Annotated in this window: 24 protein-coding genes; 4 read left to right on the forward strand and 20 right to left on the reverse strand. The window is 47.8% G+C overall.

Annotated elements, in window-relative coordinates; genetic code table 11:
* Positions 1-435: 435 nt before the first annotated feature.
* From H4O21_RS00005 to H4O21_RS00060, 12 genes are all read right to left on the reverse strand, one after another.
* A complete protein-coding gene (locus H4O21_RS00005; protein WP_182806766.1) occupies positions 436-1,731 on the reverse strand; it encodes an adenylosuccinate synthase in 1,296 nt (431 codons plus the stop codon).
* A gap of 59 nt (positions 1,732-1,790) precedes the next feature.
* On the reverse strand, positions 1,791-2,990 hold the full coding sequence (locus H4O21_RS00010) for an ATP phosphoribosyltransferase regulatory subunit (RefSeq protein WP_182806767.1): 1,200 nt from the start codon (positions 2,988-2,990) through the stop codon (positions 1,791-1,793).
* 165 nt (positions 2,991-3,155) lie between these two features.
* Positions 3,156-3,347, reverse strand: a complete 192-nt coding sequence (locus tag H4O21_RS00015; RefSeq protein ID WP_182806768.1) for a DUF2065 domain-containing protein — start codon at positions 3,345-3,347, stop codon at positions 3,156-3,158.
* Positions 3,348-3,611: 264 nt separating this feature from the next.
* Complete coding sequence (gene hflC, locus H4O21_RS00020; RefSeq protein ID WP_182806769.1) at positions 3,612-4,487, reverse strand: protease modulator HflC; 876 nt, start codon at positions 4,485-4,487, stop codon at positions 3,612-3,614.
* Positions 4,487-5,728 (reverse strand): FtsH protease activity modulator HflK, encoded by a 1,242-nt coding sequence (gene hflK, locus H4O21_RS00025; RefSeq protein WP_182806770.1) that lies wholly within the window; start codon positions 5,726-5,728, stop codon positions 4,487-4,489. The genes hflC and hflK overlap by 1 nt, the downstream gene beginning before the upstream one ends.
* Positions 5,729-5,852: 124 nt before the next feature.
* Complete coding sequence (gene hflX / locus H4O21_RS00030) at positions 5,853-7,187, reverse strand: ribosome rescue GTPase HflX (protein ID WP_182806771.1); 1,335 nt, start codon at positions 7,185-7,187, stop codon at positions 5,853-5,855.
* Between the two features lie 14 nt (positions 7,188-7,201).
* A complete protein-coding gene (hfq, locus tag H4O21_RS00035; protein ID WP_182806772.1) occupies positions 7,202-7,456 on the reverse strand; it encodes an RNA chaperone Hfq in 255 nt (84 codons plus the stop codon).
* A gap of 107 nt (positions 7,457-7,563) precedes the next feature.
* Positions 7,564-8,526 (reverse strand): tRNA (adenosine(37)-N6)-dimethylallyltransferase MiaA, encoded by a 963-nt coding sequence (gene miaA / locus H4O21_RS00040; RefSeq protein ID WP_182806773.1) that lies wholly within the window; start codon positions 8,524-8,526, stop codon positions 7,564-7,566.
* Positions 8,527-8,669: 143 nt separating this feature from the next.
* Entirely contained in the window at positions 8,670-10,673 is a 2,004-nt protein-coding gene (gene mutL / locus H4O21_RS00045) for a DNA mismatch repair endonuclease MutL (RefSeq protein WP_182806774.1), read from the reverse strand.
* A gap of 40 nt (positions 10,674-10,713) precedes the next feature.
* Positions 10,714-12,174, reverse strand: a complete 1,461-nt coding sequence (locus tag H4O21_RS00050) for an N-acetylmuramoyl-L-alanine amidase (RefSeq protein ID WP_220495447.1) — start codon at positions 12,172-12,174, stop codon at positions 10,714-10,716.
* Between the two features lie 51 nt (positions 12,175-12,225).
* Entirely contained in the window at positions 12,226-12,699 is a 474-nt protein-coding gene (tsaE, locus tag H4O21_RS00055) for a tRNA (adenosine(37)-N6)-threonylcarbamoyltransferase complex ATPase subunit type 1 TsaE (RefSeq protein ID WP_182806775.1), read from the reverse strand.
* Positions 12,689-14,212 (reverse strand): NAD(P)H-hydrate dehydratase, encoded by a 1,524-nt coding sequence (locus H4O21_RS00060; protein WP_182806776.1) that lies wholly within the window; start codon positions 14,210-14,212, stop codon positions 12,689-12,691. Before H4O21_RS00060 ends, tsaE begins: the two co-directional genes overlap by 11 nt.
* A gap of 187 nt (positions 14,213-14,399) precedes the next feature.
* On the opposite strand from H4O21_RS00060, the gene queG reads away from it, so the two are divergent.
* Entirely contained in the window at positions 14,400-15,482 is a 1,083-nt protein-coding gene (gene queG / locus H4O21_RS00065; protein WP_182806777.1) for a tRNA epoxyqueuosine(34) reductase QueG, read from the forward strand.
* Between the two features lie 81 nt (positions 15,483-15,563).
* On the opposite strand, the gene orn is transcribed toward queG, so the two are convergent.
* On the reverse strand, positions 15,564-16,103 hold the full coding sequence (gene orn, locus H4O21_RS00070) for an oligoribonuclease (RefSeq protein WP_182806778.1): 540 nt from the start codon (positions 16,101-16,103) through the stop codon (positions 15,564-15,566).
* Positions 16,104-16,386: 283 nt separating this feature from the next.
* Here orn and rsgA point away from each other — a divergent pair, with 283 nt between their 5' ends.
* A complete protein-coding gene (gene rsgA, locus H4O21_RS00075; RefSeq protein ID WP_182806779.1) occupies positions 16,387-17,412 on the forward strand; it encodes a small ribosomal subunit biogenesis GTPase RsgA in 1,026 nt (341 codons plus the stop codon).
* Positions 17,413-17,523: 111 nt separating this feature from the next.
* Here rsgA and motB read toward each other — a convergent pair whose 3' ends face one another.
* Positions 17,524-18,657: a flagellar motor protein MotB gene (gene motB / locus H4O21_RS00080; protein ID WP_182806780.1), complete on the reverse strand. Its 1,134-nt coding sequence runs from the start codon at positions 18,655-18,657 to the stop codon at positions 17,524-17,526.
* A gap of 11 nt (positions 18,658-18,668) precedes the next feature.
* Positions 18,669-19,523 carry a flagellar motor stator protein MotA gene (gene motA, locus H4O21_RS00085; RefSeq protein WP_182806781.1) on the reverse strand — a complete coding sequence of 285 codons (855 nt, stop codon included), beginning with the start codon at positions 19,521-19,523 and terminating at the stop codon, positions 18,669-18,671.
* 321 nt (positions 19,524-19,844) lie between these two features.
* Between motA and H4O21_RS00090 the strand changes: the two genes are divergently transcribed.
* A complete protein-coding gene (locus H4O21_RS00090) occupies positions 19,845-20,675 on the forward strand; it encodes a sulfurtransferase (protein ID WP_182806782.1) in 831 nt (276 codons plus the stop codon).
* Between the two features lie 9 nt (positions 20,676-20,684).
* A complete protein-coding gene (gene asd, locus H4O21_RS00095; protein WP_182806783.1) occupies positions 20,685-21,572 on the forward strand; it encodes an archaetidylserine decarboxylase in 888 nt (295 codons plus the stop codon).
* 102 nt (positions 21,573-21,674) lie between these two features.
* Here the strand turns inward: asd and rpoS are convergent, their stop codons facing one another.
* From rpoS to truD, 5 genes are all read right to left on the reverse strand, one after another.
* Positions 21,675-22,646 carry an RNA polymerase sigma factor RpoS gene (rpoS, locus tag H4O21_RS00100; protein ID WP_182806784.1) on the reverse strand — a complete coding sequence of 324 codons (972 nt, stop codon included), beginning with the start codon at positions 22,644-22,646 and terminating at the stop codon, positions 21,675-21,677.
* A 478-nt stretch (positions 22,647-23,124) separates the two neighbouring features.
* A complete protein-coding gene (locus tag H4O21_RS00105; RefSeq protein WP_368737503.1) occupies positions 23,125-24,042 on the reverse strand; it encodes a DUF368 domain-containing protein in 918 nt (305 codons plus the stop codon).
* Between the two features lie 2 nt (positions 24,043-24,044).
* Complete coding sequence (locus tag H4O21_RS00110) at positions 24,045-24,746, reverse strand: protein-L-isoaspartate(D-aspartate) O-methyltransferase (protein ID WP_440590215.1); 702 nt, start codon at positions 24,744-24,746, stop codon at positions 24,045-24,047.
* Entirely contained in the window at positions 24,746-25,516 is a 771-nt protein-coding gene (surE, locus tag H4O21_RS00115) for a 5'/3'-nucleotidase SurE (protein WP_182806785.1), read from the reverse strand. Before surE ends, H4O21_RS00110 begins: the two co-directional genes overlap by 1 nt.
* Before the next feature lie 40 nt (positions 25,517-25,556).
* The gene (gene truD / locus H4O21_RS00120) at positions 25,557-26,645 is read right to left on the reverse strand and encodes a tRNA pseudouridine(13) synthase TruD (protein WP_182806786.1); all 1,089 of its coding nucleotides are present in this window, start codon (positions 26,643-26,645) and stop codon (positions 25,557-25,559) included.
* Positions 26,646-26,794: the final 149 nt, after the last annotated feature.

The raw sequence follows: 26,794 nt of genomic DNA on the forward strand, positions 1-26,794 counted from the left end.
TCTGCAGGTCCCCGGCTCAGTGCTTCATAAGCAAAAATAGACTGACCTCTGGCCCCGATGATAGGCTGAAAAAATGTATTAATCTTCTGATCTTCAATGATCTGAAAAAGATCAATGGACTGACCCATAGACTTGTAACCCCTGACGACCTCGTATGTATATACACACGTATTACGGCCTATTACACCAGGGATAAATGACAGAATTGCTACAACAACAAGAAATTGAGCAATTAGTCCAGGAAAAGCAGTTATCTTTAACCTGCGACACTGCCGGAAGCGGCTTTCGGATCAGTAAAGGTCCAGCACAGCCGATACCAGTTTCGCAGAGAAATAAATACTGGCAACAAACAGAATTAGCCAACTACCAGAAAAAAGAAAAGCAGCCTGAAAGCTGCTTTTCTTATGACCGGTTTATTCAGTTACACTGGATAAATCAGGCTTTGTAGGGATCACGTAAAACAATTGTCTCTTCGCGATCAGGGCCGGTTGATACGATATCAATCGGAGCACCAACCTGTTTCTCCAGGAAGGTAATGTAGTCACGGGCTGCCTGAGGCAGCTCTTCCAGTGTTTTAGCACCTACTGTCGACTCAGACCAGCCTGGCAGCTCAACATAAACCGGTTCAACGTCACCAAATGCAGATGCATCAACCGGCAACTCAACCTGAGTACCATCTTCCAGTTTGTAATGCGTACAAACTTTGATGGTTTCCAGACCATCCAGGACATCCAGCTTAGTCAGACAGATACCTGAGATAGAGTTCACCTGAACGGAATAACGCAGTGCTACAGCATCAAACCAGCCACAGCGGCGGGCACGACCAGTTGTCGTACCGAACTCATGGCCTTTCTCTGCCAGATGGCTACCACAGTCATCAAACAGTTCTGTAGGGAAAGGACCCGAGCCTACACGAGTGGTATATGCTTTAGTAATACCCAGAATATAATCCAGATACAGAGGACCAAAACCTGAACCTGTTGCCGTACCACCTGCAGTAGTATTTGAACTGGTCACAAAAGGATAGGTACCGTGGTCGATATCCAGCAGCGAGCCCTGAGCACCTTCAAACATAATGTGATCACCGTTCTTACGGTACTCATGCAGCAGGCTGGTCGCATCACACACCATAGGGCGCAGTTCTTCAGCCATTTCCAGTGCTTCTTTCAGCACTTCATCGGCATTAACCGGCTCTTCCTTATAGTAGTTCTCCAGCATAAAGTTGTGATAAGCGATCACTTCACGCAGCTTAGGTTCGAAGACCTCAGGGTTCATCATATCGCCCAGACGCAAACCACGACGTGCAACTTTATCTTCGTATGCCGGACCAATACCACGACCTGTGGTACCAATCTTATTGACACCACGTGCCGCTTCTCGAGCCTGATCCAGACGTACATGGTACGACAGAATCAGAGGACAGGCAGAGCTCAGACGCAAACGATCGCGTACTGGCACATGACGGTCTTCCAGCATACGAATCTCTTTTAACAGAGCATCCGGTGCCAGAACCACACCGTTACCAATAATACAGGTAACGTTTTCACGCAGGATACCTGATGGAATCAGGTGCAGTGCCGTTTTCTCGCCATTTACAACCAGAGTGTGGCCCGCATTATGGCCGCCCTGAAAACGTACAACCGCAGCAGCTGACTCTGTCAACAGATCAACTACCTTACCTTTACCTTCATCACCCCACTGGGTGCCCAGTACTACGACGTTTTTACCCATTACTCTTTCTCATTCAGTAGAACTCTGGCTGTCAGACAGCCGTGCCCATAAAGACGGATTTAAAAGATCCGGTTAATTGGTTCAACAACCCACTGGCCGTCGTCTTTTCTGACCAGCTCGCTGTCACACCCCATTTCTGAGGCACTGATATCCTGTCCCGGCATCGCATAAACCACACGAGTACCTTCACTGCGTAGGGCACGAACAGTGCACAGCAGCTCCTCATCATCACTGAAACCCGCCGGGGCCAGTACACCACTGACAGGGTCATTGTCCTGAAGTAACCTGGACAGAATTTTCAGATCCGCACTGAAACCGGTTGCCGGTCTGGCCCGGCCAAACACCTTACCGGTTTCGTCATAACGACCACCCTGGGCAACAGGGTGACCATATCCCGGAATATAGGCGGCAAATACCATTCCGGTGTGGTAGTTAAAACCACGCAACTCCGCCAGATCAAAGTTGATCTCAACGTTGTGATACTGCTCCTGAATAATACGTACGGTCTGCTCAATATTATCCAGAGCAGTCAACACAGAAGCCGGAGCATCAGCCAGTTCAGCTCGCGCCCGAACCAGCACACTGGCGTCACCATTAAGGCGGGACAGTCGTGAAATCATACCTTGCAGAGACTCATTAGCAATATCTCTTACAACTATTTGATCAATTTCCGCATATGCCTTATGCAGAATAGCATCAAACAATTGTTTCTCCTGATCATCCGTCAGCCCTGCTTCACTGATCAGAGCCCGATAAATACCAACATGTCCGATATCCAGATAGACTTTTTCAGCTCCAGCCGTCCCCAGAGCAGACAACATTAACCCAAGAATTTCGCTATCACTTTCAACGCCATCGTGTCCGAACAGCTCAGCGCCTACCTGCATAGGACTTCTTGAGCCCAGCATATTACCGGATTTGGTTCTGAGTACATTAGCACAGTAACAGAAGCGAGCAGCCCCCTGACGCTGCATGGAGTGAGCATCCATACGTGCCACCTGAGGGGTAATATCAGCGGCAATACCCATCAGACGGCCAGTCAGCTGATCGGTAATTTTAAACGTCTGCAAATCCAGATCATTTCCACTACCGGTTAACAGAGATTCCAGATACTCTGCCGGAGGTGGAAACACCAGGTCATAGCCCCATGTATGAAACAGGTCCAGTAACTCTCGACGAAGCACTTCTATCTGTCTCGCCTGAGGCGGCAAAACCTCTTCCATACCATCCGGTAATAACCAACGATCTGCAATGGTCATAATAAAACCCGCTTAACTTACTGTCACAATCCATAATCTGGCTCAGAACCCTGAGCCCTGGTAGTCTGATATCTGAGACCGGATATTATTCTGGTCAACAATCATGACGTTTCATCAAGACACACCTGAGGTTACTCAGCCTCACAGGAGAGATACTCTGGCCTGTCAAATGGCATACAGCAGCACAAGGCCGATAGCCATACTAATCAGTCCCATCATACGCAACTGCTGATCAGATACCTGAGCCATCATCATAACCAGCTTTCGCCAGCGTCCTGGGTTGGCAAATGGAATCGCACCTTCAATCACCAGAACCAGACACAAAGCGGTTAACAAACTCTGCCAGTCCAGATTCATGATCACCTGCCATATGCTTTACTGAATCACCACACATAAAAAAACCGGGGCGAGCCCGGTTTGAGTAATTCTAACACGATTCACACAATGAACCACGCTTTCACTCTTTTTTTAATCGTTAATTTTCAGAAAAGGCAAAACCCCATACCTTCTGTTCCTATACGATATTATCTGCGCCATATAAAGAAAACCCCATAAAAGAAGTTCTTTTATGGGGTTCAGATGATTAACCAGAGTTCATCAGCCTTACAGTATCAGACAGAATTACTGAGTTCTGTCATACTGTTTCATATAGTTGAAAAAGTCGCTGTCTGGCTCAAGTACCATAATATCGTCCTTGCTATTAAAGGTATTTCGGTAGGCTTCAAGGCTGCGGACGAAGGAATAGAATTCCGGATCCTGCTGATAGGCCTTAGCATAAGTCGATGCGGCAATTGCATCACCTTCACCGCGAATACGTTCAGACTCCCGGAAAGCTTCTGCCAGAATAATCTGCTTCTGACGATCAGCATCTGCCCGGATACCTTCAGCAAGCTCTTTACCCTGGGAGCGATGCTCACGGGCCTCACGCTGACGTTCCGTATTCATACGCTCATATACCGCATGACTTACTTCAGGTGGCAGATCGATACGCTTCACACGAATATCGCGAATCTCAATACCCAGTTCAGCTTTAGTGATCTCATTCAGCTTTGAGGTCAGCTCGTTCATGATCTCATCACGTTCACCAGACACCACCTCGTACATAGTACGCTCACCAAACTGGTTACGCAGGCCTTCATCCACACGCGGTGCCAGCAGACGAGCTGCAACCAGCTCATCTCCGGAAGTCGCTTCGTAGTATGCCTGTACGCTAGCAATACGCCACTTGATAAAAGAGTCTACAATAACTGCTTTTTTCTCCAGCGTCAGGTAACGCTGAGGACGAGCATCCATCGTCAGCACACGGGCATCGAATTTACGAATTGTGTTCAGCACCGGAATTTTAAAGTGCAAACCTGGCTGAATATCAGACTCAACAATCTGACCAAACCTCAGTTTAATCGCACGCTCTGTCTCATCAACAATATACAGACTATTACTAACTACCAGCGCCAGAATCGCAATCAGAACCAGCGCAGGAAATGATTTACCTTGCATTATCGACCCTCCCTACGAGTGGTGTTAGCGTTCTGCTGCTGTTGCTGACGTTCACGCAGACGCTCCAGGACACGATCAGCCAGATCATCCACTTCAGTATCTGTTGTAACGTTAGCGCCATAACGGTTGCCACTACTGCCACTGTTTGCAGGAGCACTGAAGCTACGAGCAGAATTCTGCCCCAGACGATCCAGCGGCAAATACATCATGTTATTACCACCGTCAACATCCACCAGCACTTTACTGGATTTTGCCATAACCTCTTCCATGGTCTGCAGATACAGACGCTCACGGGTCACTTCCGGTGCTTTGTCATATTCAGCTAACAGTTTCAGGAAACGATCAGCCTCACCTTCCGCTCTGGCAACCACTTCCTCTTTATAACCATTGGCCTCTTCAATGATACGCTGAGCCTTACCACGCGCTTCAGGAATCACACCATTGGAATAAGCTTCAGCCTGGTTTTTAACCCGCTGCTCATCCTCACGTGCTTTAATCACGTCATCAAATGCAGCCTGAACTTCATCCGGTGCAGAAGTACTCTCAACGTTGACAGAACGCACTTCCAGACCTACACCATAACGGTCCAGGTACTGTTGCAGACGGGCACGAACACGCTGCGCCAGGGCTTCACGACCTTCAGTCAGAATATCCGTCATCTCAGATGAACCGACTTCATGACGCAAAGCAGATTCTGTGGCATTTTCCAGACTCTGCTCAGGACTGCGAACATTCAGCAGAAAATCTCTCGGGTTACTGACCCGGTACTGAACAGACAGGTTAACCTGAACAATATTTTCATCTTCTGTCAGCATCAGAGCCCGACGACTCATTGAACGAACCTTAGCCACATTAACCGTGCTGACGGTATCGATCATTGACGGATTCCAATTAAGACCCGCTCCCACCGTTTCATAATACTCACCAAAACGCAGTACCACGGCACGCTCAGCCTGATCAACACGGTAAAAACCTGAAACAGCCCAGACCGAAGCAGCAATAACCAGAATAACACCCAGCAAACCAAAACTGGCTGCACCTGATCCGTTGTTACCACCGCCACCGCCACCGCCACCGGTGCCGCCTTTTTTACCGCCCAGAATACCACTGAGACGATCATTAAACTTTTTCAGGGCTTCATCCAGATCAGGTGGTCCCTGATCACCCCGACCACCATTATTACCGCTGCCCCACGGGTCCCGGTTATTATCTTTATTGCCACCCGGCTCATTCCAAGCCATACCTATCTCCACTTTCCGAGAAAAACTGAAACTCAGCTTCCGTTAAAGTTATGAATCTTTCAACGTAATACGTTAAAAAAACGTCAGAGGTTCTGACGTTTTTTCTAATGGCATATTAATAGTCTTAGGAAACTTCCAGATCTGAATCAAGCATAAAATCCTCAATGCCATAATTAGGGAAGTAACGTTCAGGTTTAATACCTGACCGGCACAATATCTGAATAAAGTCGGATTCAGGAATACGCACATCCAGTACAAACTGGCCGGATTCATTCACTGATTCATTCAATATAGCATTGTGCTGATATAATGCTGCTCTTAAACGTCCTTCTGCCGGTTCAAGTATCAGCTGGTCTTTAAACAGATCATCACTGAGTCTTTCCCCTATTGCCTGCTGTAACAGATCTAGTCCCAGACCATTGACAGCAGAAACCCAGACACGTTCCGGAACACCCTGATCATCACGTTCAATTCTGGGTTCATAGCCCGGCAAGCAGTCAATTTTATTATATACCAGCAATCTGGGGATCTTATCGGCACCAATTTCTTCCAGTACCAGATCCACCTGCTCAACATTTTCATCTCTGGCTTCATCGGCTGCATCAATCACATGCACCAGCAAAGTAGCTTCACTGGCCTCTTGTAATGTCGCCCGAAAAGCCTCCACCAGTTTATGGGGCAAGTGGCGGATAAAGCCTACGGTATCAGCCAGTACAACAGGGCCCGCATCCGGCATTACAATACGCCGCAAAGTCGGATCAAGCGTTGCGAACAACTGATCAGCAGCATAGACTTCGGCATCCGTCAGCACATTAAATAACGTTGACTTACCCGCATTGGTATATCCCACCAGGGATACCGATGGAATTTCAGCTCTGCGCCGGGAGCGTCGATTCTGATCCCGCTGCTTGCGCACCTTTTCCAGACGCTTATGAATCGTCCGGATACGTTCTCTCAACAGACGCCGGTCTGTTTCCAGCTGTGTTTCACCAGGTCCACGCAGACCAATCCCCCCTTTCTGACGCTCAAGGTGTGTCCAGCCGCGTACCAGTCGGGTTGTCATGTATTCAAGCTGAGCCAGTTCGACCTGAAGTTTACCTTCATGGGTACGCGCCCGCTGAGCAAAAATATCAAGGATAAGACCAGTACGATCAAGCACACGACACTTCAGTGCCTGTTCAACATTTCGTTCCTGGGAGGGGGATAGTGCGTGATTAAACAGCACCACTTCGGCTTCATGTTCAGCAACAGCCTGGCGGATTTCTTCCAGTTTACCGTCACCAACGAAGTATTTAGGGCTGGGATGCGACCGGCTGCCCTCTATCAGGACAACCGGGTCAGCACCTGCTGAACGCACCAGCTCCAGAAACTCACCGGGGTCTTCCCGGTCTTTCTCATCCGGAAAATGAATATGGACAAGAACCGCTATTTCACCAGAATCAGGACGTTCAAAAAACAAGTATTACTCCGGGATTATTCAGTTCCCGCACCTTCGCCAGGCGCTTTTTCCTGAGCAGGCAGGCGAACACTGCGAGAAGGTACAACAGTTGAGATGGCATGTTTATATACCATCTGACTTACAGTATTACGTAACAGAATTACAAACTGGTCAAAAGACTCAATCTGGCCTTGCAGCTTAATACCATTAACCAGAAAAATGGATACTGGCACACGCTCTTTTCGAAGGATATTCAGATAAGGGTCTTGTAATGATTGCCCTTTTGACATACCGCTCTCCCTTGTTTTCTTTATTTGATTATTAGATTTAATTTTTATGGTGATAAAACTTAACTATCACCGCTATCTGACTATGCGGCAGCTTTTATCATATCAGTTTAAATAAGAGCTGACTCTATTTTTTTCAAGACCTGGCCGGGTAAATCTTTTGCTTCTGTTTTCAGCCAATGCAGGTCAGGCCAGCTTCTCAGCCAGGTAATCTGACGCTTAGCCAGCTGACGGGTTGCTACAATGCCTTTATGGACCATTGTCTCGTAATCATATATACCATCAAGATATTCCCAGACTTGCCTGTAACCGACAGACCGCATTGAAGGCATACTCAGATTCAGATCACCCCTGGCCCTCAGACTTTCAACTTCAGAGATAAAACCCTGCTTCAACATTAGTTCATATCGCAGTGCAATACGAGCATGAAGGTCTTTTCGTTCTTCCGGGCATACAGCCAGAGACAACACCCTGAACGGAAAGTTCTCCCGGCACTGTTGTTGAGCCTGCCAGTGCTCAGTCAGACTTTTACCGGTAATCTCATATACTTCCAGTGCACGCTGCAGTCTCTGGGGATCATTCTGATGAATACGCAGAGCAGAAACCGGGTCAATTTCCTGTAAACGCCGATGCAATGCCTCAAGTCCCTCTTTTTCTGCCCAGTCATCTAACCGGGCCCGAACATCAGTATCTGCAGAAGGCAGATCAGCTACACCATCATACAAACGCTTGTAGTACATCATAGTACCGCCGGTCAGCAGAGGTGTTTTTCCTGCCCGGATAATCTTATCCATCTCTGCCAGCGCATCATCTCTGAACTGAGCAGCAGAGTATGATTCAGCCGGGTCACAGATATCAATTAGCCGATGAGGAGCCCTGGCCAGAGTTTCTGCATCCGGTTTAGCCGATCCTATATCCATTCCCTTATAAATCAATGCCGAGTCCACACTGATAATATCGCAATCAGCATGTTCACTCAGATGTACCGCCAGGTCCGTTTTTCCAGCAGCCGTCGGTCCCATCAGAAAAATAGCCAGGGGACGATTATCCGCCCCGTGTTCGGAAGATAGCATGATGTCTCACTTTACAAAGAATGATAGACAAGAGTGCAGGTTGCAGCATCTATTCATTATACCAGCAACCCTTTAACGGGCAGATAATCTGTTGGCAAGTATACATAGGGCCTTTCAGAGTAACCGCTCAGACTCAAAGAACATTACTGCCCTCTCAAAAAGAGTTTATCCAGTTCATTCATACTCAGATGGGTCCAGGTCGGCCGGCCGTGATTACATTGCCCGCTACGCTCTGTACGTTCCATATCCCTGAGCAAAGCGTTCATTTCAGGAATAGTCAGCTTGCGATTTGCCCTGACAGAACCATGGCAGGCAATGGTTGCCAGAATTTCATTGATATGAGCCTGAATACGATCACTGGAACCGTATTTCATCAGGTCAGATAACATATCCAGAATCAGAGGCTCGATATCCGAATCCATCAACAATACAGGCAGTTGTCGCACGACCAGAGTTTCAGGCCCCATCACATTCAGTTCAATACCTAACTGGCTGAACACCTGCTGATGTTCCTCAGCACAATCCGTCTCTTTCCGGCTGACAGCCAGACTCAATGGCACCAGCATAGGCTGAGCTTTCAGATTCTGTTCATGAAAAGAGTGTTTAAGACGCTCATACGTAATACGTTCATGTGCCGCATGCATATCAACCAGTACCAGCCCATCCTGAGCTTCCGATAAAATATAGATACCATGCAGCTGGGCGATGGCAAATCCCAAAGGAGGAATGTCCTTCTCTTTTTGTTCATCAGCCAGCTCTGACAATGACTTCGCCTGCTGGTTTAATTGCTGATAACCCGCCATATAATCCCGAACCTGTGTCCCTGACCCGGTATTAGTCTGATAGTTTTCTCTGATGGCCCCAGCAGAATTATTCTGATGGCGGCTAACAGCGGTTGATTGCCATGGCGGCCCATCTTCTCTCGCGGCCTCATGCCCTGCGGCAGACGATGTCACCTGAGCATGACTCTGAGCAGACTGCCAGCCAGTATCTGATTTTTGCTGCAAACCAGAGGAAAAGGCAGCGATCTGACTACTTTCATTGCTTTCAAAGGGGATTCGATTCTGCGTTGTCAGACTGTTATCAGCCGGACCATCCACTCCGGTATCCATAGTAGCCGGGGCAATTGCGTCAGATGCATCAGGGCGAACCTCTGCTAATGCCCGGTGCAGTGTTCTGAACAGAAAATCATGCACCAGACGTCCATCCCGGAAACGCACTTCATGTTTTGTCGGATGGACATTCACATCCACCACTGACGGGTCCAGTTCCAGATACAGAACAAATACCGGATGGCGACCATGAAACAGAACGTCACGGTATGCCTGGCGTATGGCATGCGCAACCAGTTTATCTTTGACCACACGCTGATTAACAAAAAAGTATTGCTGATCGGCCTGTCCTCTGGAATACGTTGGTAACCCAACCCAACCCCAGAGCCTCAACCCGGTTGCTTCTACATCAATATACAATGCCTGGTCCAGTAATTTTCTGCCTAACAGGGAAGCCAGACGTTTTTCCTGCTCCAGCTGACTATTACCTGCAGGCAGATTATAAACTGGTTTCTGATTATGACGCAGACTCAGGGCAATATCGGAACGACTCAGAGCCAGACGACGGAAGGTTTCATCAATATGATTAAATTCCGTCTTTTCTGTTCTCATAAATTTACGGCGAGCCGGAGTATTAAAAAACAGATCTTTTACCTGAACCGTAGTCCCCCTCGGATGAGGCCCTGGCGTTACTTGTGTCAGCATATCCCGGCCTTCAGCAATGACCCTCCAGCCCGCGCCGGAATCATCGGTACTGGATACCAGGTCTAACCGGGCCACAGAACTGATACTGGCCAGTGCTTCTCCACGAAAGCCCAGACTGGCAACACCTTCCAGATCATCCAGAGTAATAATTTTACTGGTCGCATGGCGGCTCAGCGCTAAAGGCAAATCATCTTTATCAATACCCGAACCATTATCACGGATACGAATCAGTTTGGTTCCGCCCTTTTCTACCTCAATATCAATACGGGTCGAGCCAGCATCAATCGCATTTTCAACCAACTCTTTAATGACAGAAGAGGGGCGCTCAACAACTTCCCCGGCGGCGATCTGGTTCGCCAGCCGGGGGCTTAAAATCTGAATTCTGCTCATAGAGGATCAGGGATAAACTTTTTATACCAAAGAAGACAGGTTATGAACGGGGAATACGCAGGCGTTGCCCGACAAATACTTTATCTGAACGTAAGTTGTTGGCCTTACGTAAGCTATTCACACTGATTTTGTTTCGCTGGGCAATCTCGGACAAAGTATCTCCACGGGCGACCACATAGGATTTCTGGCCGTTCTGTTCTTTTTCCCAGGCCAGCAGGGTACCCGCCGGTGGATTATTACGGAAATACTCTTTTATACCCTGAGTAATCTGGCGTGCCATTTTGCTCTGATAGGCCTGGCTTTGCAGATTTTTGGCCTCACGCGGATTCGAGATAAAACCAGTCTCAATCAGAATAGAAGGAATATCCGGAGACTTCAGCACCATAAAGCCAGCCTGCTCCACATCTCGTTTGTGCAGCTTATTAATCTTACCCATAGCACGCAGCACTTTCTGCCCGACCTTCAGACTATCAGACAAAGTAGCCTGCATGCTCAGATCTAATAACACTCCGGCAAGCACCTTATCTTTATCATCCAGTGTCAGCGCCCCGCTAACACCACCAATCAGATCAGCACTATTTTCAGAATTCGCCAGCCATCGGGCTGTCTCACTGGTAGCCCCTCTTTGCGACAGTGCAAACACAGAAGAACCTCTGGGGCGGCTATCCTTAAATGCATCTGCGTGTATTGAGATCAAAAGATCTGCCCGGTATTTACGCGCTCTCTCTGAACGCGCCCTGAGCCCGACATAATAATCTCCGGTACGGATCATGACCGGTTTAAAACCTTGCTCTTTATTCAACAAGGCCTGAATTTTTTTAGCGATAGCCAGTACCACGGTTTTCTCACGGACCCCACCTGGGCCAATCGCACCAGGATCTTCACCACCGTGCCCCGCATCAACGGCAATAATAATACTCCGCTTTCCTTTCGGGTTAGATTTAATCCCCCCTGGCCGTTGATCCTGATTACTGGCTGATGCAGTTGATGGCTCGCTACGACTACTGGCACTTACGGGTGGTGTTTCGACAGGCTGGGTGGCAGGAGCTGATGATTTATCGGAAGTTTTTTTATCTTTATAGATCAGATCGACCACCAGACGATGGCCGTATTGCTTATTAGGTTTCAGCAAAAAACTTCTGGGCTGAACCTTATGATTCAGGTCGAACACAATGCGCATATCGGAACCTCTCTTGATTCCGGTACGGATACGTCGAATGGGTGTATCTTTAACTGACAACTTACGCACACTGGCCTTATCGACCACATTATCAAGATCAATCACCAGACGATCTGGCTTATCCAGGGTAAAAATGTTGTGCCGGATAGGCTTATCCAGATCAAAAACCAGACGAGTATGGTCTGGTGCAGGCCAGATACGCACCTTTTCAATATCTACTGCATGTACATCTGAAGCCAGAAGACTCATTAATGAACACAGCAGAAACAGGATTACAACCCGCATACAGCCAGTTGTTTTATAAGCTTTTTGTACCAGCATAATATGTTTTACCCAGAACACGGGGTTACCAGAAATAAGATCAGATAAGCATCAGCTCATTGTACGTAGCCTGCCCAGAATTTCAGCCCCTTTTACATTTTTAGACACAAGCGTTGCCCGGCGACCCTCACCTTCTTTGTCCAGCGTCAATTCAATATCAGGTACCGGAAGAACACCCTGCCCTTTATCCGGCCACTCAATGACGCACAGAGCCTGTTCAGAGAAATAGTCTCGAATCCCCATATATTCCAGTTCTTCAGGATCCGCCAGACGATAAAGATCGAAGTGATAAATCAACGCATCATCCTGCTGGTAAGGCTCTACCAGAGTATAAGTAGGGCTTTTTACCGCTCCCTGATGCCCGTAAGCCTGTAGAATCCCACGGGTCAGCGTAGTCTTCCCCATTCCCAGTGTCCCCTGAAGGAAGATAACCCCATCTCCGGCACAGGCCTGTCCCAGAAGTCGGCCAAACTGAACCTGAGCCTCTTCATTTTCCAGTACCTGAGTTAATTGATTATCCTGCATTCTGTTCACACTCCGGATTCAGTAAAACACGTATTACATCAATAAGATCTGAGGCCAGTAAGCCTCTTTCACCATAATGAGCAGCCAGACGATCAGCTGCCAGCCCATGGACCTGAGCACCAAGACAGACGGCATCATACCCTGATAAACCCTGTGCCAGCAAAGCCCCGATCAGACCAGACAATACATCGCCCATTCCTCCACTGGCCATACCGGGGTTGCCACTATTATTGATGGATAACAGACCATCTGAAGCAATCAGGGTTCCCGCCCCTTTTAGCAGTACAGTAGCCTGATACTTTTCACTGAGCCTGACTACGGTATCCAGACGATTATTCTCGACCTCCTGCACACTCATGCCTGACAAACGAGCCGCTTCTCCCGGGTGAGGCGTTAATACCCAGTTGCGTTGAGCTTTATCTGGCATAAAGGTTTTATCCACATTAATGGCCAGTAAATTCAGGGCATCAGCATCCAGTACCATGGGTTTATCACTGTGGATAACTTTCTGCCAGATCTGCTGCCCCCAGCCGGACTGCCCAAGACCAGGTCCCATTACAATGACATCACACCACTTAAGCCACGGATCAAGCTGATGCACAGATTCAATACCCTGAGCCATCAGTTCAGGCTGACGAGCAATCAGAGCAGGGATATGTTCCGGTCGTGTCATCACTTTAATCAGACCGGCACCAGAACGGGCACACGTCTGAGATGCCAGCATAATTGCTCCGGCAAACCCCAGATCGCCTCCCACCAGAAGCACTTTGCCACAATGTCCCTTATGCGCAGTTCTGGATCTGGGTTTGAGCAAACGACCAATGGCATCAGCATTAACCATCTGCGCCACAGGCTGAATCTGACGACGAACTGAATCAGGTACACACAGAGGCTCAAATCGGCAATCGCCGCTGTACTCTGGCCCCTGCCCTGTCATCAGACCTGTTTTTTTACCGATAAAGGTGACCGTCAGACTGGCTTTTACGGTATCCCCCAGAACCACGCCCTTATCGGCACATAAACCCGAAGGGATATCCACAGCCAGCACCGGACAATTATACTGGTTCACCTGATTGATCGCTTCCTGATAGTGACCTCTGACATTTCCCGTCAGCCCGGTACCCAGCATAGCGTCAACAATGACCTCCCCTGTCAGTCTCATATTCTGCTGCCAGGGCTGCACCTGACAGCCTCTGTCACAAGCCCATAACCAGGCCTCACGGGCTTCTCCTGTCAGTTTTTCTGAGTCAGACAAACTAATTAACTGAACCTGAATACCTTTCCGGCTGGCCAGCCCTGCCACCACATAACCATCACCGCCATTATTACCACCACCGCATAAAATACTGACTGACCGGATATCCGGCCAGCGACGCAATAAATGCCGGAAGGCCATACGTCCGGCTTGCTTCATCAGTTCAAAACCTGGCGTACCCGCCTGAATCGTTAAAGCATCCAGTTGGCGTACCTGATCTGCAGAATATAGTTGTTCATGAAGTGGCCAGCTCTGCATCAGAAGTCTCCCATTAAGTCTGTCTCTTCCGGTTTATGCTTCAGGATCATTTCAGTGAAAAGCTTGCTCAGAGATAAAAATCCGCTAAGCTTCAGCAATCCGAATCACACCAGCGTTCGCCCTGTAAACAAAGGCACTCGTCTGTGACAGTCCGTTATTCACTTCTTTATATTGCAAGTATATCAGCATGCCAGTCCAAACTCTGACCAACTTATCGGATCAGGATCTGATCCTGCTTCAGGAAAATATCAGAACCTGGGGACGAGAACTGGGTTTCCAGCAGATCGGTTTTGCCAATCCGGATCTGGCCGAACATGAAACCTACCTGCAGCAATGGCTGGCAGAAGGCTACCACGGTGAAATGGAATATATGGCCAGCCACGGCCATAAACGCAGCCGACCTTCTGAACTGGTCGAAGGCACTCGCACCATCATTACTGCCAGAATGGATTATCTACCTGCCGACGTTGAAACAACCCGTTTACTTGGTCAGAAGAGTAAAGCCTACATTTCCCGCTATGCTCTTGGCCGGGACTACCACAAACTGATTCGAAAACGTCTGACTCAACTGGCACGGAAAATTGAACAACATACCGGTTCCTACGGTTACAGAGCATTTGTTGATAGCGCCCCGGTGCTGGAGCGGGCACTGGCCACGCGCTCGGGACTTGGATGGATAGGCAAAAACAGTATGCTGATTCACCCGAAAGCCGGTTCCTTCTTCTTCCTTGGGGAAATCATGACAGACCTCCCACTGGCAGAAGATCAGGCCTACCCTAAAGATCATTGCGGTTCTTGTAATGCCTGCCATGTTACATGCCCGACAGATGCCTTTGTGGGGGATAAAATTCTGGATGGTCGACGATGTATCTCTTATCTGACCATTGAGTTAAAAGGCCCTATTCCCGTCGAACTCAGACCGGGAATTGGGAATCGCATTTTTGGTTGTGATGACTGCCAGCTGGTTTGTCCCTGGAACCGTTTTACCCGGCCAACCAGTGAAACAGATTTCACTCCCAGGCATAATCTGGATAGTGCCGATCTGTGCACTTTGTTCTTATGGGAAGAAGAGGAGTTTTTGCAGAAAACAGAGGGGACTCCGATTCGCCGTGCAGGCTATGAACGCTGGTTAAGAAATATTGCTGTCGCACTGGGTAATGCACCCACAACACCAGATATTGTCTCGGTACTGAAACAGCGTAGTGGCTACGACTCCGTACTGGTGCAAGAGCATGTTCACTGGGCACTGGAGCAACACCAGTCTGGCTGATCTTATAAAAATGGCAAAGTGATAGCATACAGACGATCAAGGGGGATCACCCGTAGCCCCCTCGAAATCAGATATCGGACGCTATTTCAGCATATGCTCCCGATAGTGACGCATCTCATTAATTGAGTCCTTGATATCATCCATCGCCAGATGAGAGCCGCTCTTTTTCATGCTTTTAGCCACATCAGGATACCAGCGTTTAGCCAGTTCTTTAACGGAGCTGACATCCAGATGGCGGTAATGAAAAAACTTCTCCAGTTCAGGCATCTCTTTATACAGAAAGCGGCGATCCTGATGAATACTATTACCACACATCGGTGACTTGCCCGCTACGGCATGTTGCTGCAGAAACTCCAGCGTCAGACGCTCGGCTTCACGGGTCGTCACACGGCTGTCAAGTACTCGCTTCGTCAGACCAGATGAACCATGCTGCTTAGTGCACCACTCCCCCATCTCATCCATCAGCGCTTTGGGTTTAGCTATCGCCAGTACCGGGCCTTCAGCAATGATATTCAGCTCAGGATCGGTAACAACAGTCGCAATCTCAATAATGCAGTCCCGTTCAGGATCTAATCCGGTCATTTCCAGATCAATCCAGACCATATTATCTGCTTTGCTCATACTAAACTCCTTGATTTTTGCCCGCCAGACACCGGACAAGGGAAAATACGTATCTTCGAGTATTGTATTCTCTATACCGTAAAGAGGTATAGCAGAATCAACATTTCACTCAAGCTGAATTTTACCTGTAAGTATAAGGGCATTTTTCAGAGGGATATAGCCTGAGTCCTCATCAGATAAGCATGCAAACCCTCCCGCTTTATGCAAAATGGGATAAAACAGACATCAGAAGAAAAAAGCAGGTAGAATCACTGCAACTTCACGAGCCTGATTACACAAGAGTATGAGCAAACGTAAACTGAACCGCCGCCAGAAATGGCGTATTGAAAAAATCCAGCAAGAACGTGCTGCCCGAGTCAGTAAAAAAGATCAGGAGATTGACCAGCAGCTGAATGCCGGAGATCTGGGAGCAGAACAGGAAGGTCTTATCATTGCTCACTACGGACGTCAGGTAGATGTTGAAAGTCTGGCAGGTGAACAGGCCGGTAAGATACACCGATGCTATATGCGAGCCAATATAGATACTCTGGTCACCGGAGATAAAGTGGTCTGGCGTCCCGGACCAGATAACGATGGCGTAGTTGTAGCTCGTCTGAAACGTAACAATGATCTGGTACGCCCGGATACCCGCGGACAGCTGAAGCCTGTCGCAGCTAACATTGATTATATTGTGATAGTTTTCGCCCCCGAACCATATGCTCATGCCAATCTGATTGATCGCTATATTGTCGCGGCAGAAAATACAGGCATAGAACCTGTATTACTGCTGAATAAAACGGACCTGCTGAACGAAGACAATACTCCCCGCCTTATAGAGATGGCAGAACGTTATCAGGAGATTGGTTACAAAGTACTGACCGCATCAACTAAGGATCACGATGGCCTTGATCTGCTGAAGTCTTTACTTGATGACAATGTCAGCGTTTTTGTTGGCCAGTCCGGGGTAGGCAAATCATCACTGGTTAATGCTCTTATGCCCGGAATTAATATCAAGGTAGGTGAGCTGTCTGAACAAACCAGAAAAGGCATGCATACCACCACGACAGCCATGTTATTCCACCTGTCGGATGGCGGAGACCTGATCGACTCCCCCGGAATCCGTGAGTTTGGCTTATGGCATATGGAGGAGCGGGATGTGGCGGAAGGATTCCGTGAGTTTGATGGCCTGCTGGGAGGTTGTAAGTTCAGAGACTGCCGGCATCGTCAGGAACCCGGATGCGCACTCAGAGATGCTCTGGAAGAAGGCCAGATCAGCCCTGAACGGATGGAAAGCTACCACAGAATTGTCGAATCATTAAATGAGCTATGATCGGTAAAACAGAACTTCGGGTATGTTCAGAGAATAAAAGCACAGCCCGAAACGAACAGTCCGCCCCCTTCGGGTCGGACTGTTTTATTTGCTTGTCGGAGTCAGTAAAAATTACTCTACTTCTGGCGGTGGCTCATAAGGTTTTTCAGGCTGAGACAGAATAGTATCCAGTGAATTCAGCACCTGTTCTGGTTTGCCCGAAGGAGCCGAACGCCCGACACCCTGGTCTACCACTTCCCCGGTATCGCCAAATGTACTCTCAGCTCGTTTTTTCTGCTGCGGCCCTTTAACCGGATCATAAGCATCATCAGCCGATAGCTGACTCTGAGGCAGAGCATTCTGTTCAATAAGAATTTCACTCTCCCTGACTTGCGCCTCCTGCTCTGGCGTCATCCGGCTATTTTCCAGCATCTCGTCAACAACAGGGCGGTTCAGTACCACAATCTCAATACGCCGGTTAATTGGCGCTTCAGGTTCATCAGGCTTAAACAATTGAGAACTGGCAAAACCGGTTACCTGAGCAACCTGTTCAACGGGTAATCCTCCTTCGACCAGCATACGTCTGGCGGCATTCGCCCTCTGTGTGGATAACTCCCAGTTACTGAAATAGTCAGTATCACTGTATCCGGCAGCATCAGTATGACCATTGATACTGATTTTGTTATTCACCTGAGCAATAACCGGTGCCAGCTGAAGCAGAATCTCGGCAAAGTAGAGTTTAAGTTTATCGCCACCGGCATCAAACATAGGCCGCAGCTTGTTATCAACAATCTGAATATGCAAACCATCCGGGCGCACATCTATATCCAGCTGGTCCTCAAATTGCTTCAGTGTTTCACTTTGTTGTACCGTTTGTACCAGAGTACTTTGCAATGTAGATAAAGCATCAGCATTACTCATAGTTCCCGCAGCCAGCTGTTCCGGATCATCAACATTCAGCATCTGGGAGGCTTCAATCTGATCACTGTCTGCACTGGGATTAAAATTATTCAGGATGGCAGGTGACCCGCCCAGATCAATGGCTGTCAGACGACCCACTTTATCCATATAGCCTACAGGATCAATAAAAAACTTTTCCAGTTCTATTTTCTGAGCCTCTGTGGTGTTGGCCAGTAACCACATCAAAAGGAAAAACGCCATCATGGCAATGGCGAAATCAGCCATAGCGATTTTCCAGGAACCGCCATGATGCCCACCCTGCACTTTTTTGACCCGCTTGATAACAATACTGTTTTTTTCTTCCATTGCAGAGCACCTCAGCGGGGCGAGCGAATATATTCTTCCAGCTCGTTAAAGCCTGGACGGACGGAGCTGAACAGCATTTTTCGGCCAAATTCAACAGACATCTGAGGAGCCAGACCATTCATATTGGCGATCAGGCTGGCTTTAATACATTCAAACGCTTTAAGCTTTTCATAGGCCTCATTTTTCATTGCAATTCCCATCGGCCCGACAAAACCATAAGACAGCAGAATCCCCAGGAAAGTACCTACCAGCGCGGCAGCAATATGCAGACCCAGTACTTCTGGTGGTGCGGCAATATCACGCATGGTAATGGTAATACCCAGTACAGCTGCCACAATACCAAAGCCCGGTAACGCATCTGCAACGCTGGTAACCGCATGAGAAGGCTCTTCCAGTTCATGCTGAATCGTTTCAATTTCAGCATCCATCAGGCTTTCAAGCTCATGTGCCTGCATATTGCCTGAGCTGATCAGACGCATATAGTCACACAGGAATTCCACCAGGGTAGTGTGCTTCATAATATCCGGATAGGCATTAAAAATTGGACTCTGATCGGGTTCCTCAATATCTTCTTCAATCGCTATCACGCCCTCTTTTCTGATCTTGGTAAACAGATCATATTGCAGCGTCAGCAGTGATAAATAAAAACTCCTGTTCATTCCAGACCCCGTGAGCAATCCGGGAATACTCTTCATCACCTGCACCAGGGTGTGAGTATTGTTAGAAATAATAAACCCGCCCAATGCTGCACCACAGATAATAATCATCTCAAAGGGCTGCCAGAGCATAGGCAGATAGCCATGGGACAGAACATAGCCTCCCCCCACGCTACCCAGAACAATTAAAGCACCCACGATCAGAAGCATTTTTTTATCCTCAGTATATCCCTGCCAAACATCAGAATTCCGGAGTTTGCTAAAATAAAAACCAGACAATCTCTTCGAGTTTACAGAAAGCCGACTCCATTCTTTAGAGAGTTTTGTCTCTAATTGTATTAATGTGTATCACATAAAAAGATTTCAGTATTAGTGTGAGTCAAGAAAGCTTTATATTTTATAAATCTTTATTTTATGTAATCCGGCCTTATCTTTACTTCATTTGCTGAATCCTGGCCGGTTCGCTCTGTTCCATCGCTGATATTCCGTCGTGAACAGATTACCTGATAGTCAAAATGGGATCCGATCATCATGAGTTCTGAAGCAAATCTGTTACCCCTGCTGATTGATTGTGACCAGCTGGAAAATCACCTGGATAACCCTCAGGTGCTGATTATTGATGTCTCCTGTACCCGGGAAAATTATGACCAGGGACATGTACCCGGTGCTGTTTTCCTGGACTTCAAGCGTTTATTTATTGGTGAACAGCCCGTCCCTAATAAGCTGCCATCAATTGAGCAGTTGAGTACCCTGTTTTCTGAGCTGGGTATGAGCAGAGATAGCCACGTAGTGGCATACGATGACGAGGGTGGTGGATGGGCTGGCCGTTTATTATGGACACTGGATATGATCGGCCATACCCGTTACTCCTACCTGAATGGCGGCATATTATCCTGGCGCGCTGAAGGAAAACATCAGAGTCAGGAACCCCATCAGCCCGTCAGCTGTCAGTATGAAGCAGACATTCTGAACCCGGCAGAACGCATAGAGCTTGATGAGCTGAAATCTAAGCTTGGTCAACCAGGCTTTGCGGTATGGGACGCACGCTCACCAGGCGAATATGACGGCAGTGCAGTTAAAGCTGCCCGTGGTGGCCATGTGCCTACAGCGGTTCACTATGAATGGACCCGAGCCATGGACCAGGAGAATAATCTGCGCCTGCGTGATATGGCAGAAGTCATTTCTGAACTGGAAACAGCAGGCCTGACAATTGATCAGGAAATTGCTACCTATTGTCAGTCGCACCATCGTTCAGGTTTTACCTGGTTATTAGGAAAAATTCTGGGCTTTAAACAGGTCCGGGCTTATGATGGCTCGTGGAATGAGTGGGGCAATCGTCAGGATACCCCGATTGAGAGTTAAGGGTTTTAAGTGAGTATAAAAAAACTATTTGCCGGGATACAGTATCCATTACCTCATCACCTGATTTCCCGCACTGTGGGTCTGCTCGCTCAGAGCCAGACCCCCTGGCTGAAAAATACTCTGATTAAACATTTTATCAGGGTATTTAAAGTCAATATGTCGGAAGCAGCGCAACCAGATTACACCCAATATAAAAACTTTAACGAGTTTTTTACCCGTCCGCTGAAAGAGGGTGTCCGGCCTATTGCAGAAACCAGCCGGGGCATGGTTTGTCCGGTAGATGGCACCATCAGCCAGGCAGGAGCCATTGATTACGGCCGCATATTCCAGGCAAAAGGCCACAGTTATTCGGTACAGGAACTGCTAGGTGGTGATATTGAACGGGCAGCCCCGTTTATGGGCGGCAGCTTCTCTACTATTTACCTGTCACCAAAAGACTATCATCGTATTCATATGCCTGTTACTGGCACACTGAGAGAGATGATTCATGTGCCTGGACGTTTATTCTCAGTGAACCCGGCAACCACTGAAAACGTTCCCGGTCTGTTTGCCCGCAATGAGCGTGTTGTTGCAATTTTTGATACGGAATATGGCCCTATGGCCATGGTGCTGGTTGGTGCGATGATCGTTGCCAGTATTGAAACGACCTGGGCCGGACAAGTAACACCATTAAGCAGAGACGTGGCATCAATCCGTTACTCACCGGATATACCCCAGGCAATTACTCTTCAAAAGGGAGAGGAAATGGGACGTTTTAAGCTGGGATCAACTATTGTCATGTTGTATGGTCCTGATATGGCTGAGTTCCTATCAGAGATGACTCCAGGACGCCCGACACGTATGGGTGAAACTTACGGCCAATTCAAAGCTAAGAGCGCTGACACAACAGAGAATTAAACTCGGCAGCTCTTTATTATCAACTCAGTCCCTCTGCAAAAAAACCCTGATCAAATGATCAGGGTTTTATTATTTCAGCATCGGAGATGTTATCCCGGAATATCAGTCATCAAATACTGATTCCATTGAAAGTCCTTGCTTCTCCATGATTCGACGCAGGCGGCGCAGAGCCTCAACCTGGATCTGACGAACCCGCTCGCGGGTCAGACCAATCTCCTCACCTACCTGCTCAAGAGTTGATGGTTCATAACCGTGCAAGCCAAAACGACGCACGACTACCTCAGACTGCTTATCTGTCAACTCATTCAGCCACATATCAATATGTTCACTGAAATCATTTTTCTGCAGAGTCTGCGCCGGATCCATATCATCAGTATCAGCGATAGTATCGATCAGTGGCTTATCCATATCACCACCAACAGGATAATCCATTGATGTGACACGCTCATTCAGTCCCAGCATTTTTTCCACAGTCTCAACCGGACGATCCAGTGCTTCAGCAATCTCTTCCGGTGTAGCTTCATGATCCAGCTTCTGAGTCAGCTCACGGGCTGCTCGCAAATAGACATTCAGCTCTTTGACCACATGGATTGGTAAGCGTATGGTACGCGTCTGATTCATCAGAGCCCGCTCTATAGTCTGACGAATCCACCAGGTAGCATAAGTAGAGAACCGAAAACCTCTTTCCGGATCAAACTTTTCTACCGCACGAATCAAACCCAGGTTACCTTCTTCAATCAGGTCAAGCAGAGTCAGCCCCCTGTTCAGGTAACGACGGGCAATCTTCACCACAAGGCGCAGATTACTTTCGATCATTCTGCGACGGCCAGCTTCATCACCCTTGCGGGCCAGACGTCCGTAATAAACTTCCTCTTCAGGGCTTAACAGGGGGGAAAAACCAATTTCGTTCAGATAGAGCTGAGTAGCATCAAGACTTTTCTCAGACTTATCTTCACGCGCTAATGCTTTTTCAAACGCATCATCTGATGATGACGTATCAGAGGAGGTTTCAACTTCGGAGTTTTCGAAGTCATTATTAAATTCAGTAGTGAACTCATGTTGTAAAGTAGTCATAACACAATTCCCACGGTCCTGGCCGGATATCATCCGATATCAGGCTGATTATTTTTATCAGTACAGGCCCATGAATGGGTGGTTGTGAGCACTTACGTCCAGTGTATTGCTTCAGATCACAACGACCAACTCGATGGCCTTACTCTGTTTCTGAATCATTCTGAATAATTTCCGCATACACAAATATATTTAAGGTCTCTTGCGAAGCTATCATAACCAACTGTTTTTATTATGTTTTAACCAGATGATTTTTACAGACACTTCACAACACATAAGCCACTTGTCGTTTCCTGAAGCACCTTACGTATTATCAAAGTACAACTTTGGTATCGCCGGATGCAACTGTTTTTTTAAATATTTCTTAAAAAGACATCAATGATATGGATACAGGGCAAGAGGCCGTTTGTTACAGGTTGTAAAAACAGCCTTACAGATCATAGAGATAGGTAATTAATCAGAATTCGATCTTTTGATTAATTTATTTTTTATATTTCAGCTCAAAAGCCATAACCAGCATAAATCCGGCGATCATCAGAATGATCACCGGGACAAGCTGAGCATCCGCTCCGGTAATCAGTTCAAATCCTTCGGGTAAAAGATTTTCCTGAACAATAGGCACAGCCTCACCATGAGCGTTCAGCTTATAGGAAATCATCTGCTTCCACGGCCAGATTTGCTGCAAGGAACCAATCAGAACGCCAGTCAGGACAGCTAGTGTCATATTACGGAAACGCCGGAACAGCCAGCCAAGAAAATGAGAGAAGCTCAACAACCCGACAACACAGCCACTGGCAAACCAGACCAGCGTCACAAAATCCAATGTTCTGACTGCTTCGATAATGCCACTGTACATTCCCATAACCAGCAACAGGAAGCTGCCTGAAATACCCGGTAGTATCATGGCACAAATCGCAATACTACCTGCGATGAAAACCTGAAAAGGGTCTGTGATACTCAGGTCCGGGACAAGCTGACTTACCAGGGTCATCATAATCATACCTGCCAGCAACCCAAGAGTAACCGACACTGAATGGCGGCTTATCTGTCGATAGATAACGACAACAGACGCCGCGATAAGACCAAAGAAAAAACCCGATAGCAGCAACGGATGATAACTCAGAAGATAACCAATCAGATGAGCCAGTAATAACAGACTACTGAGAATCCCTCCTAACAGGCTTAGCAAAAAATACCCATCAATACTATTCCAGAAAGCCTGAAAACCCTGCTGTCTCCAGACATTAATTTTTCCGGGATGAATGCTGCGGATGGCAGTCAGCAGGCGTTCATAGATACCGGTAATAAAGGCAACGGTTCCTCCTGACACGCCAGGTACAGCATCCGCTGCTCCCATCGCCATGCCTTTCAGAAAAACTTCAGCATACTGCTGCTTCACAATCACACGACTCCATCTAGTAAAGGAACAAAACGGACACTTTCAAGACTCTCTTTCTGGTATCCGTGAGAGGTTCGGATAATTCTGACTAGTTCCTGCTGATTACAGTTCCCGACAGGTAGCAACATACATCCGGAAGGCTTAAGCTGTGTCAGTAAGGCTTCAGGAATAAATTCGGGGGCAGCAGTCACAATAATAGCATCAAAAGGCGACACGTCAGGCCACCCCTCAAAGCCGTCGCCATGTTTCATTCTGATATTGTTCAATCCCAGTGCACTGAAACGGGACGATGTCTTGTTCTGAAAAGAGGCGATACGCTCTACAGTAAAAATAGTATTAAATAAACGAGCCAGTAATGCAGTCTGATATCCCGAACCAGTGCCAATTTCCAGCACCCTTACAGGCCGTTGCGGCAATTCAAGCAAACACTCCGTCATACGGGCAACAATCCAGGGACGCGACAAAGTCTGTTGGTAACCAATCGGAAGAGCGATATCTTCATAAGCCCGGTGTGATAACGCTTCATCCACAAAAATATGGCGAGGCAAGCAGGCTAATTCAGTCAACAATTCTTCGTTTTTTATCCCTTGATCCCTCAGGCGTTGAACCATTCTGTCTCTGGTACGCTGAGAGGTCATACCTATACCATTCAGATTCCAGCGTTCACTCATACTTCGATAACGACTCCCTGATCCATCCTGCATCAACTAGGTTTCTGGTCCAGAATGCCTTCCAGACCAGACAGCCAATTATTCATAATGTCGAAGGTATGATGCTGTGTCAGATCAACATGTAACGGAGTTATACTGATATAACCTTCGGCCACCGCATGAAAATCGGTACCTGAACCAGTATCCCGTCCTGCGCCGGCAGCAGGAATCCAGTAACGCGTCTTACCCCTGGGGTCCTGAACTCTGACAGGTTCTCCTGCCTGATGCCGGTGACCTGTACGTGTCAGCCTGATCCCCCGTATTTCGTTGTAAGGCAGGTCTGGCACATTAATGTTCAGAATGCTGCCTGACGGCAGATCCAGTTCAGGGCAGAATTTTAGCAAGCGGGCTATAAACTCAGCGGCGGACTCAAAATGCTTTTTACCTGCCAGAGAGACAGCTATTGACGGCACCCCTAAGAAACGTCCCTCCGTCGCTGCAGCCACAGTACCGGAATAAAGCACATCATCTCCGAGATTTGCTCCATGATTGATTCCTGCGATGACCAGATCTGCTTCAGCAGAAAACAGTGAAGAAAGTCCCATATAAACACAATCGGTTGGTGTGCCATCGATGCTATAGAAACCATTTTCTATCTGCTCAGGGCATAGCGGCCGACTCAGTGTCAGAGAATTACTGGCACCACTACGATCACGATCAGGGGCCACGACAGTAACACGCTCAGCGTCTGCTGCCAGACGCGTCGCCAGTATCTGAAGACCTCTGGCACGTACACCATCATCGTTCGATAACAGAAGTTTCATTCCGCCTCCGGTAAGTTATCAGAATATAGTACAGATGCGCTTACTCTGGCATTTCCATCGGTGCATCATTATGCCAGTTCGCCAGTTCGCGTAATAATGAAGTTGCAAAGGTGCCCGTAGGCAATACAAATGATACGACCAGATCTTTGTCCTCCCATTGCCAGTCCAGGTTCTGCGGAATAAGCCTGAGTGCCCGACGCTCCTTTCTGAGCCCCGAACCTTCAATACCTTCGGCAACATCAGAATACAGGCCGGCCACTTTCTGCTCCAGAAGAGCAGCCTCTTCCGTTACGCCTGAGTCTCCAGTGCCCCACATTGCTCCTGTAGGATGGATAGTGCCTGCTTTTAAACGCTGCACAACATCATCATCACCAGCAGAAACAGCAAACTGGCTTCGACTACCGGAAAAAGTGGCAATATCCCCGGACAACCACTGATTCCACTGCCCACTCAGAACCCTCTCAGACAGAATACGATTAAATAGCCAGCTTCGTAATGATGACAGCAGCATTGCTTTATTGTCTTTATCTCTACGACTGAGCTTAAGGCTCTCACCAGCCCGGACCCGTGTCATGGCTTTAGTCAGGTTATTCCCCCCCCGACCAAAACGCTGCTCACCAAAATAGTTAGGTACACCTTCAACGGCTATCGTGTCCAGCCGGGCTTCAACGGCAGCACTGTCAGCGGTAAAATCTCTGAGGCGAATGGCAAATTTATTGGCTCTGTGCACACCTCGTTTCAGCTTTTTTCTGTGCCGAACAGCTTTCAGAATCTCAATACCTTCAACGCAGAGCTCAGACCAGTCAGGAGCATCAAGTCCCGGAATGTGAACACTAAACCACTGCTGAGTAACAGCATGACGATCTTTAAGGCCGGAATAAGAGACAGCGGAGTAGCTGACATTGGCAAAACGCGCCAGCTGACGGGCAACCCAATCCGTATTATTACCCCTCTTTCTTATCCATAAAAAGTGATGTTCACCCTCGCCCTCAGGATCAAACCCCATGATTTCTTCAACTCTGAAGTCCTCAGGCTCAGCCCGTAAAATAGCATCACCCAATGGGCCTCCCCAGGCGTAAGGAAAATCCAGGGGTAAGGGGCAATTCTGTTCTGTTTCAGTGTGGCTCATCAGTTATTCCGTCAGATTATTGGACAGTGCAGTCCAGAAATGGAGAAAAGGCCTGTCAGGCAAGCTGAATCTGCATCAAAATATTCGGGTACACCCCATTTTCTGGCCTTTGCCGGAGAATACGACCAGATTTAACAGAAAATATTTTT

This window comes from Oceanospirillum sediminis (assembly GCF_014164585.1).
GTDB lineage: Bacteria > Pseudomonadota > Gammaproteobacteria > Pseudomonadales > Halomonadaceae > Oceanospirillum > Oceanospirillum sediminis.

Coding starts and splice junctions, on each gene's coding strand:
- hfq (WP_182806772.1), bottom strand. CDS start 7,456: ATGTCAAAAGGGCAATCATTACAAGACCCTTATCTGAATATCCTTCGA.
- truD (WP_182806786.1), bottom strand. CDS start 26,645: ATGAGCCACACTGAAACAGAACAGAATTGCCCCTTACCCCTGGATTTT.
- orn (WP_182806778.1), bottom strand. CDS start 16,103: ATGAGCAAAGCAGATAATATGGTCTGGATTGATCTGGAAATGACCGGA.
- H4O21_RS00090 (WP_182806782.1), top strand. CDS start 19,845: ATGAGTTCTGAAGCAAATCTGTTACCCCTGCTGATTGATTGTGACCAG.
- queG (WP_182806777.1), top strand. CDS start 14,400: ATGCCAGTCCAAACTCTGACCAACTTATCGGATCAGGATCTGATCCTG.
- H4O21_RS00010 (WP_182806767.1), bottom strand. CDS start 2,990: ATGACCATTGCAGATCGTTGGTTATTACCGGATGGTATGGAAGAGGTT.
- H4O21_RS00060 (WP_182806776.1), bottom strand. CDS start 14,212: ATGCAGAGCTGGCCACTTCATGAACAACTATATTCTGCAGATCAGGTA.
- miaA (WP_182806773.1), bottom strand. CDS start 8,526: ATGCTATCTTCCGAACACGGGGCGGATAATCGTCCCCTGGCTATTTTT.
- rpoS (WP_182806784.1), bottom strand. CDS start 22,646: ATGACTACTTTACAACATGAGTTCACTACTGAATTTAATAATGACTTC.
- H4O21_RS00050 (WP_220495447.1), bottom strand. CDS start 12,174: ATGCTGGTACAAAAAGCTTATAAAACAACTGGCTGTATGCGGGTTGTA.
- H4O21_RS00005 (WP_182806766.1), bottom strand. CDS start 1,731: ATGGGTAAAAACGTCGTAGTACTGGGCACCCAGTGGGGTGATGAAGGT.
- H4O21_RS00110 (WP_440590215.1), bottom strand. CDS start 24,746: ATGCAGGATGGATCAGGGAGTCGTTATCGAAGTATGAGTGAACGCTGG.
- H4O21_RS00015 (WP_182806768.1), bottom strand. CDS start 3,347: ATGAATCTGGACTGGCAGAGTTTGTTAACCGCTTTGTGTCTGGTTCTG.
- mutL (WP_182806774.1), bottom strand. CDS start 10,673: ATGAGCAGAATTCAGATTTTAAGCCCCCGGCTGGCGAACCAGATCGCC.
- surE (WP_182806785.1), bottom strand. CDS start 25,516: ATGAAACTTCTGTTATCGAACGATGATGGTGTACGTGCCAGAGGTCTT.
- rsgA (WP_182806779.1), top strand. CDS start 16,387: ATGAGCAAACGTAAACTGAACCGCCGCCAGAAATGGCGTATTGAAAAA.
- motB (WP_182806780.1), bottom strand. CDS start 18,657: ATGGAAGAAAAAAACAGTATTGTTATCAAGCGGGTCAAAAAAGTGCAG.
- tsaE (WP_182806775.1), bottom strand. CDS start 12,699: ATGCAGGATAATCAATTAACTCAGGTACTGGAAAATGAAGAGGCTCAG.
- hflK (WP_182806770.1), bottom strand. CDS start 5,728: ATGGCTTGGAATGAGCCGGGTGGCAATAAAGATAATAACCGGGACCCG.
- hflC (WP_182806769.1), bottom strand. CDS start 4,487: ATGCAAGGTAAATCATTTCCTGCGCTGGTTCTGATTGCGATTCTGGCG.
- motA (WP_182806781.1), bottom strand. CDS start 19,523: ATGCTTCTGATCGTGGGTGCTTTAATTGTTCTGGGTAGCGTGGGGGGA.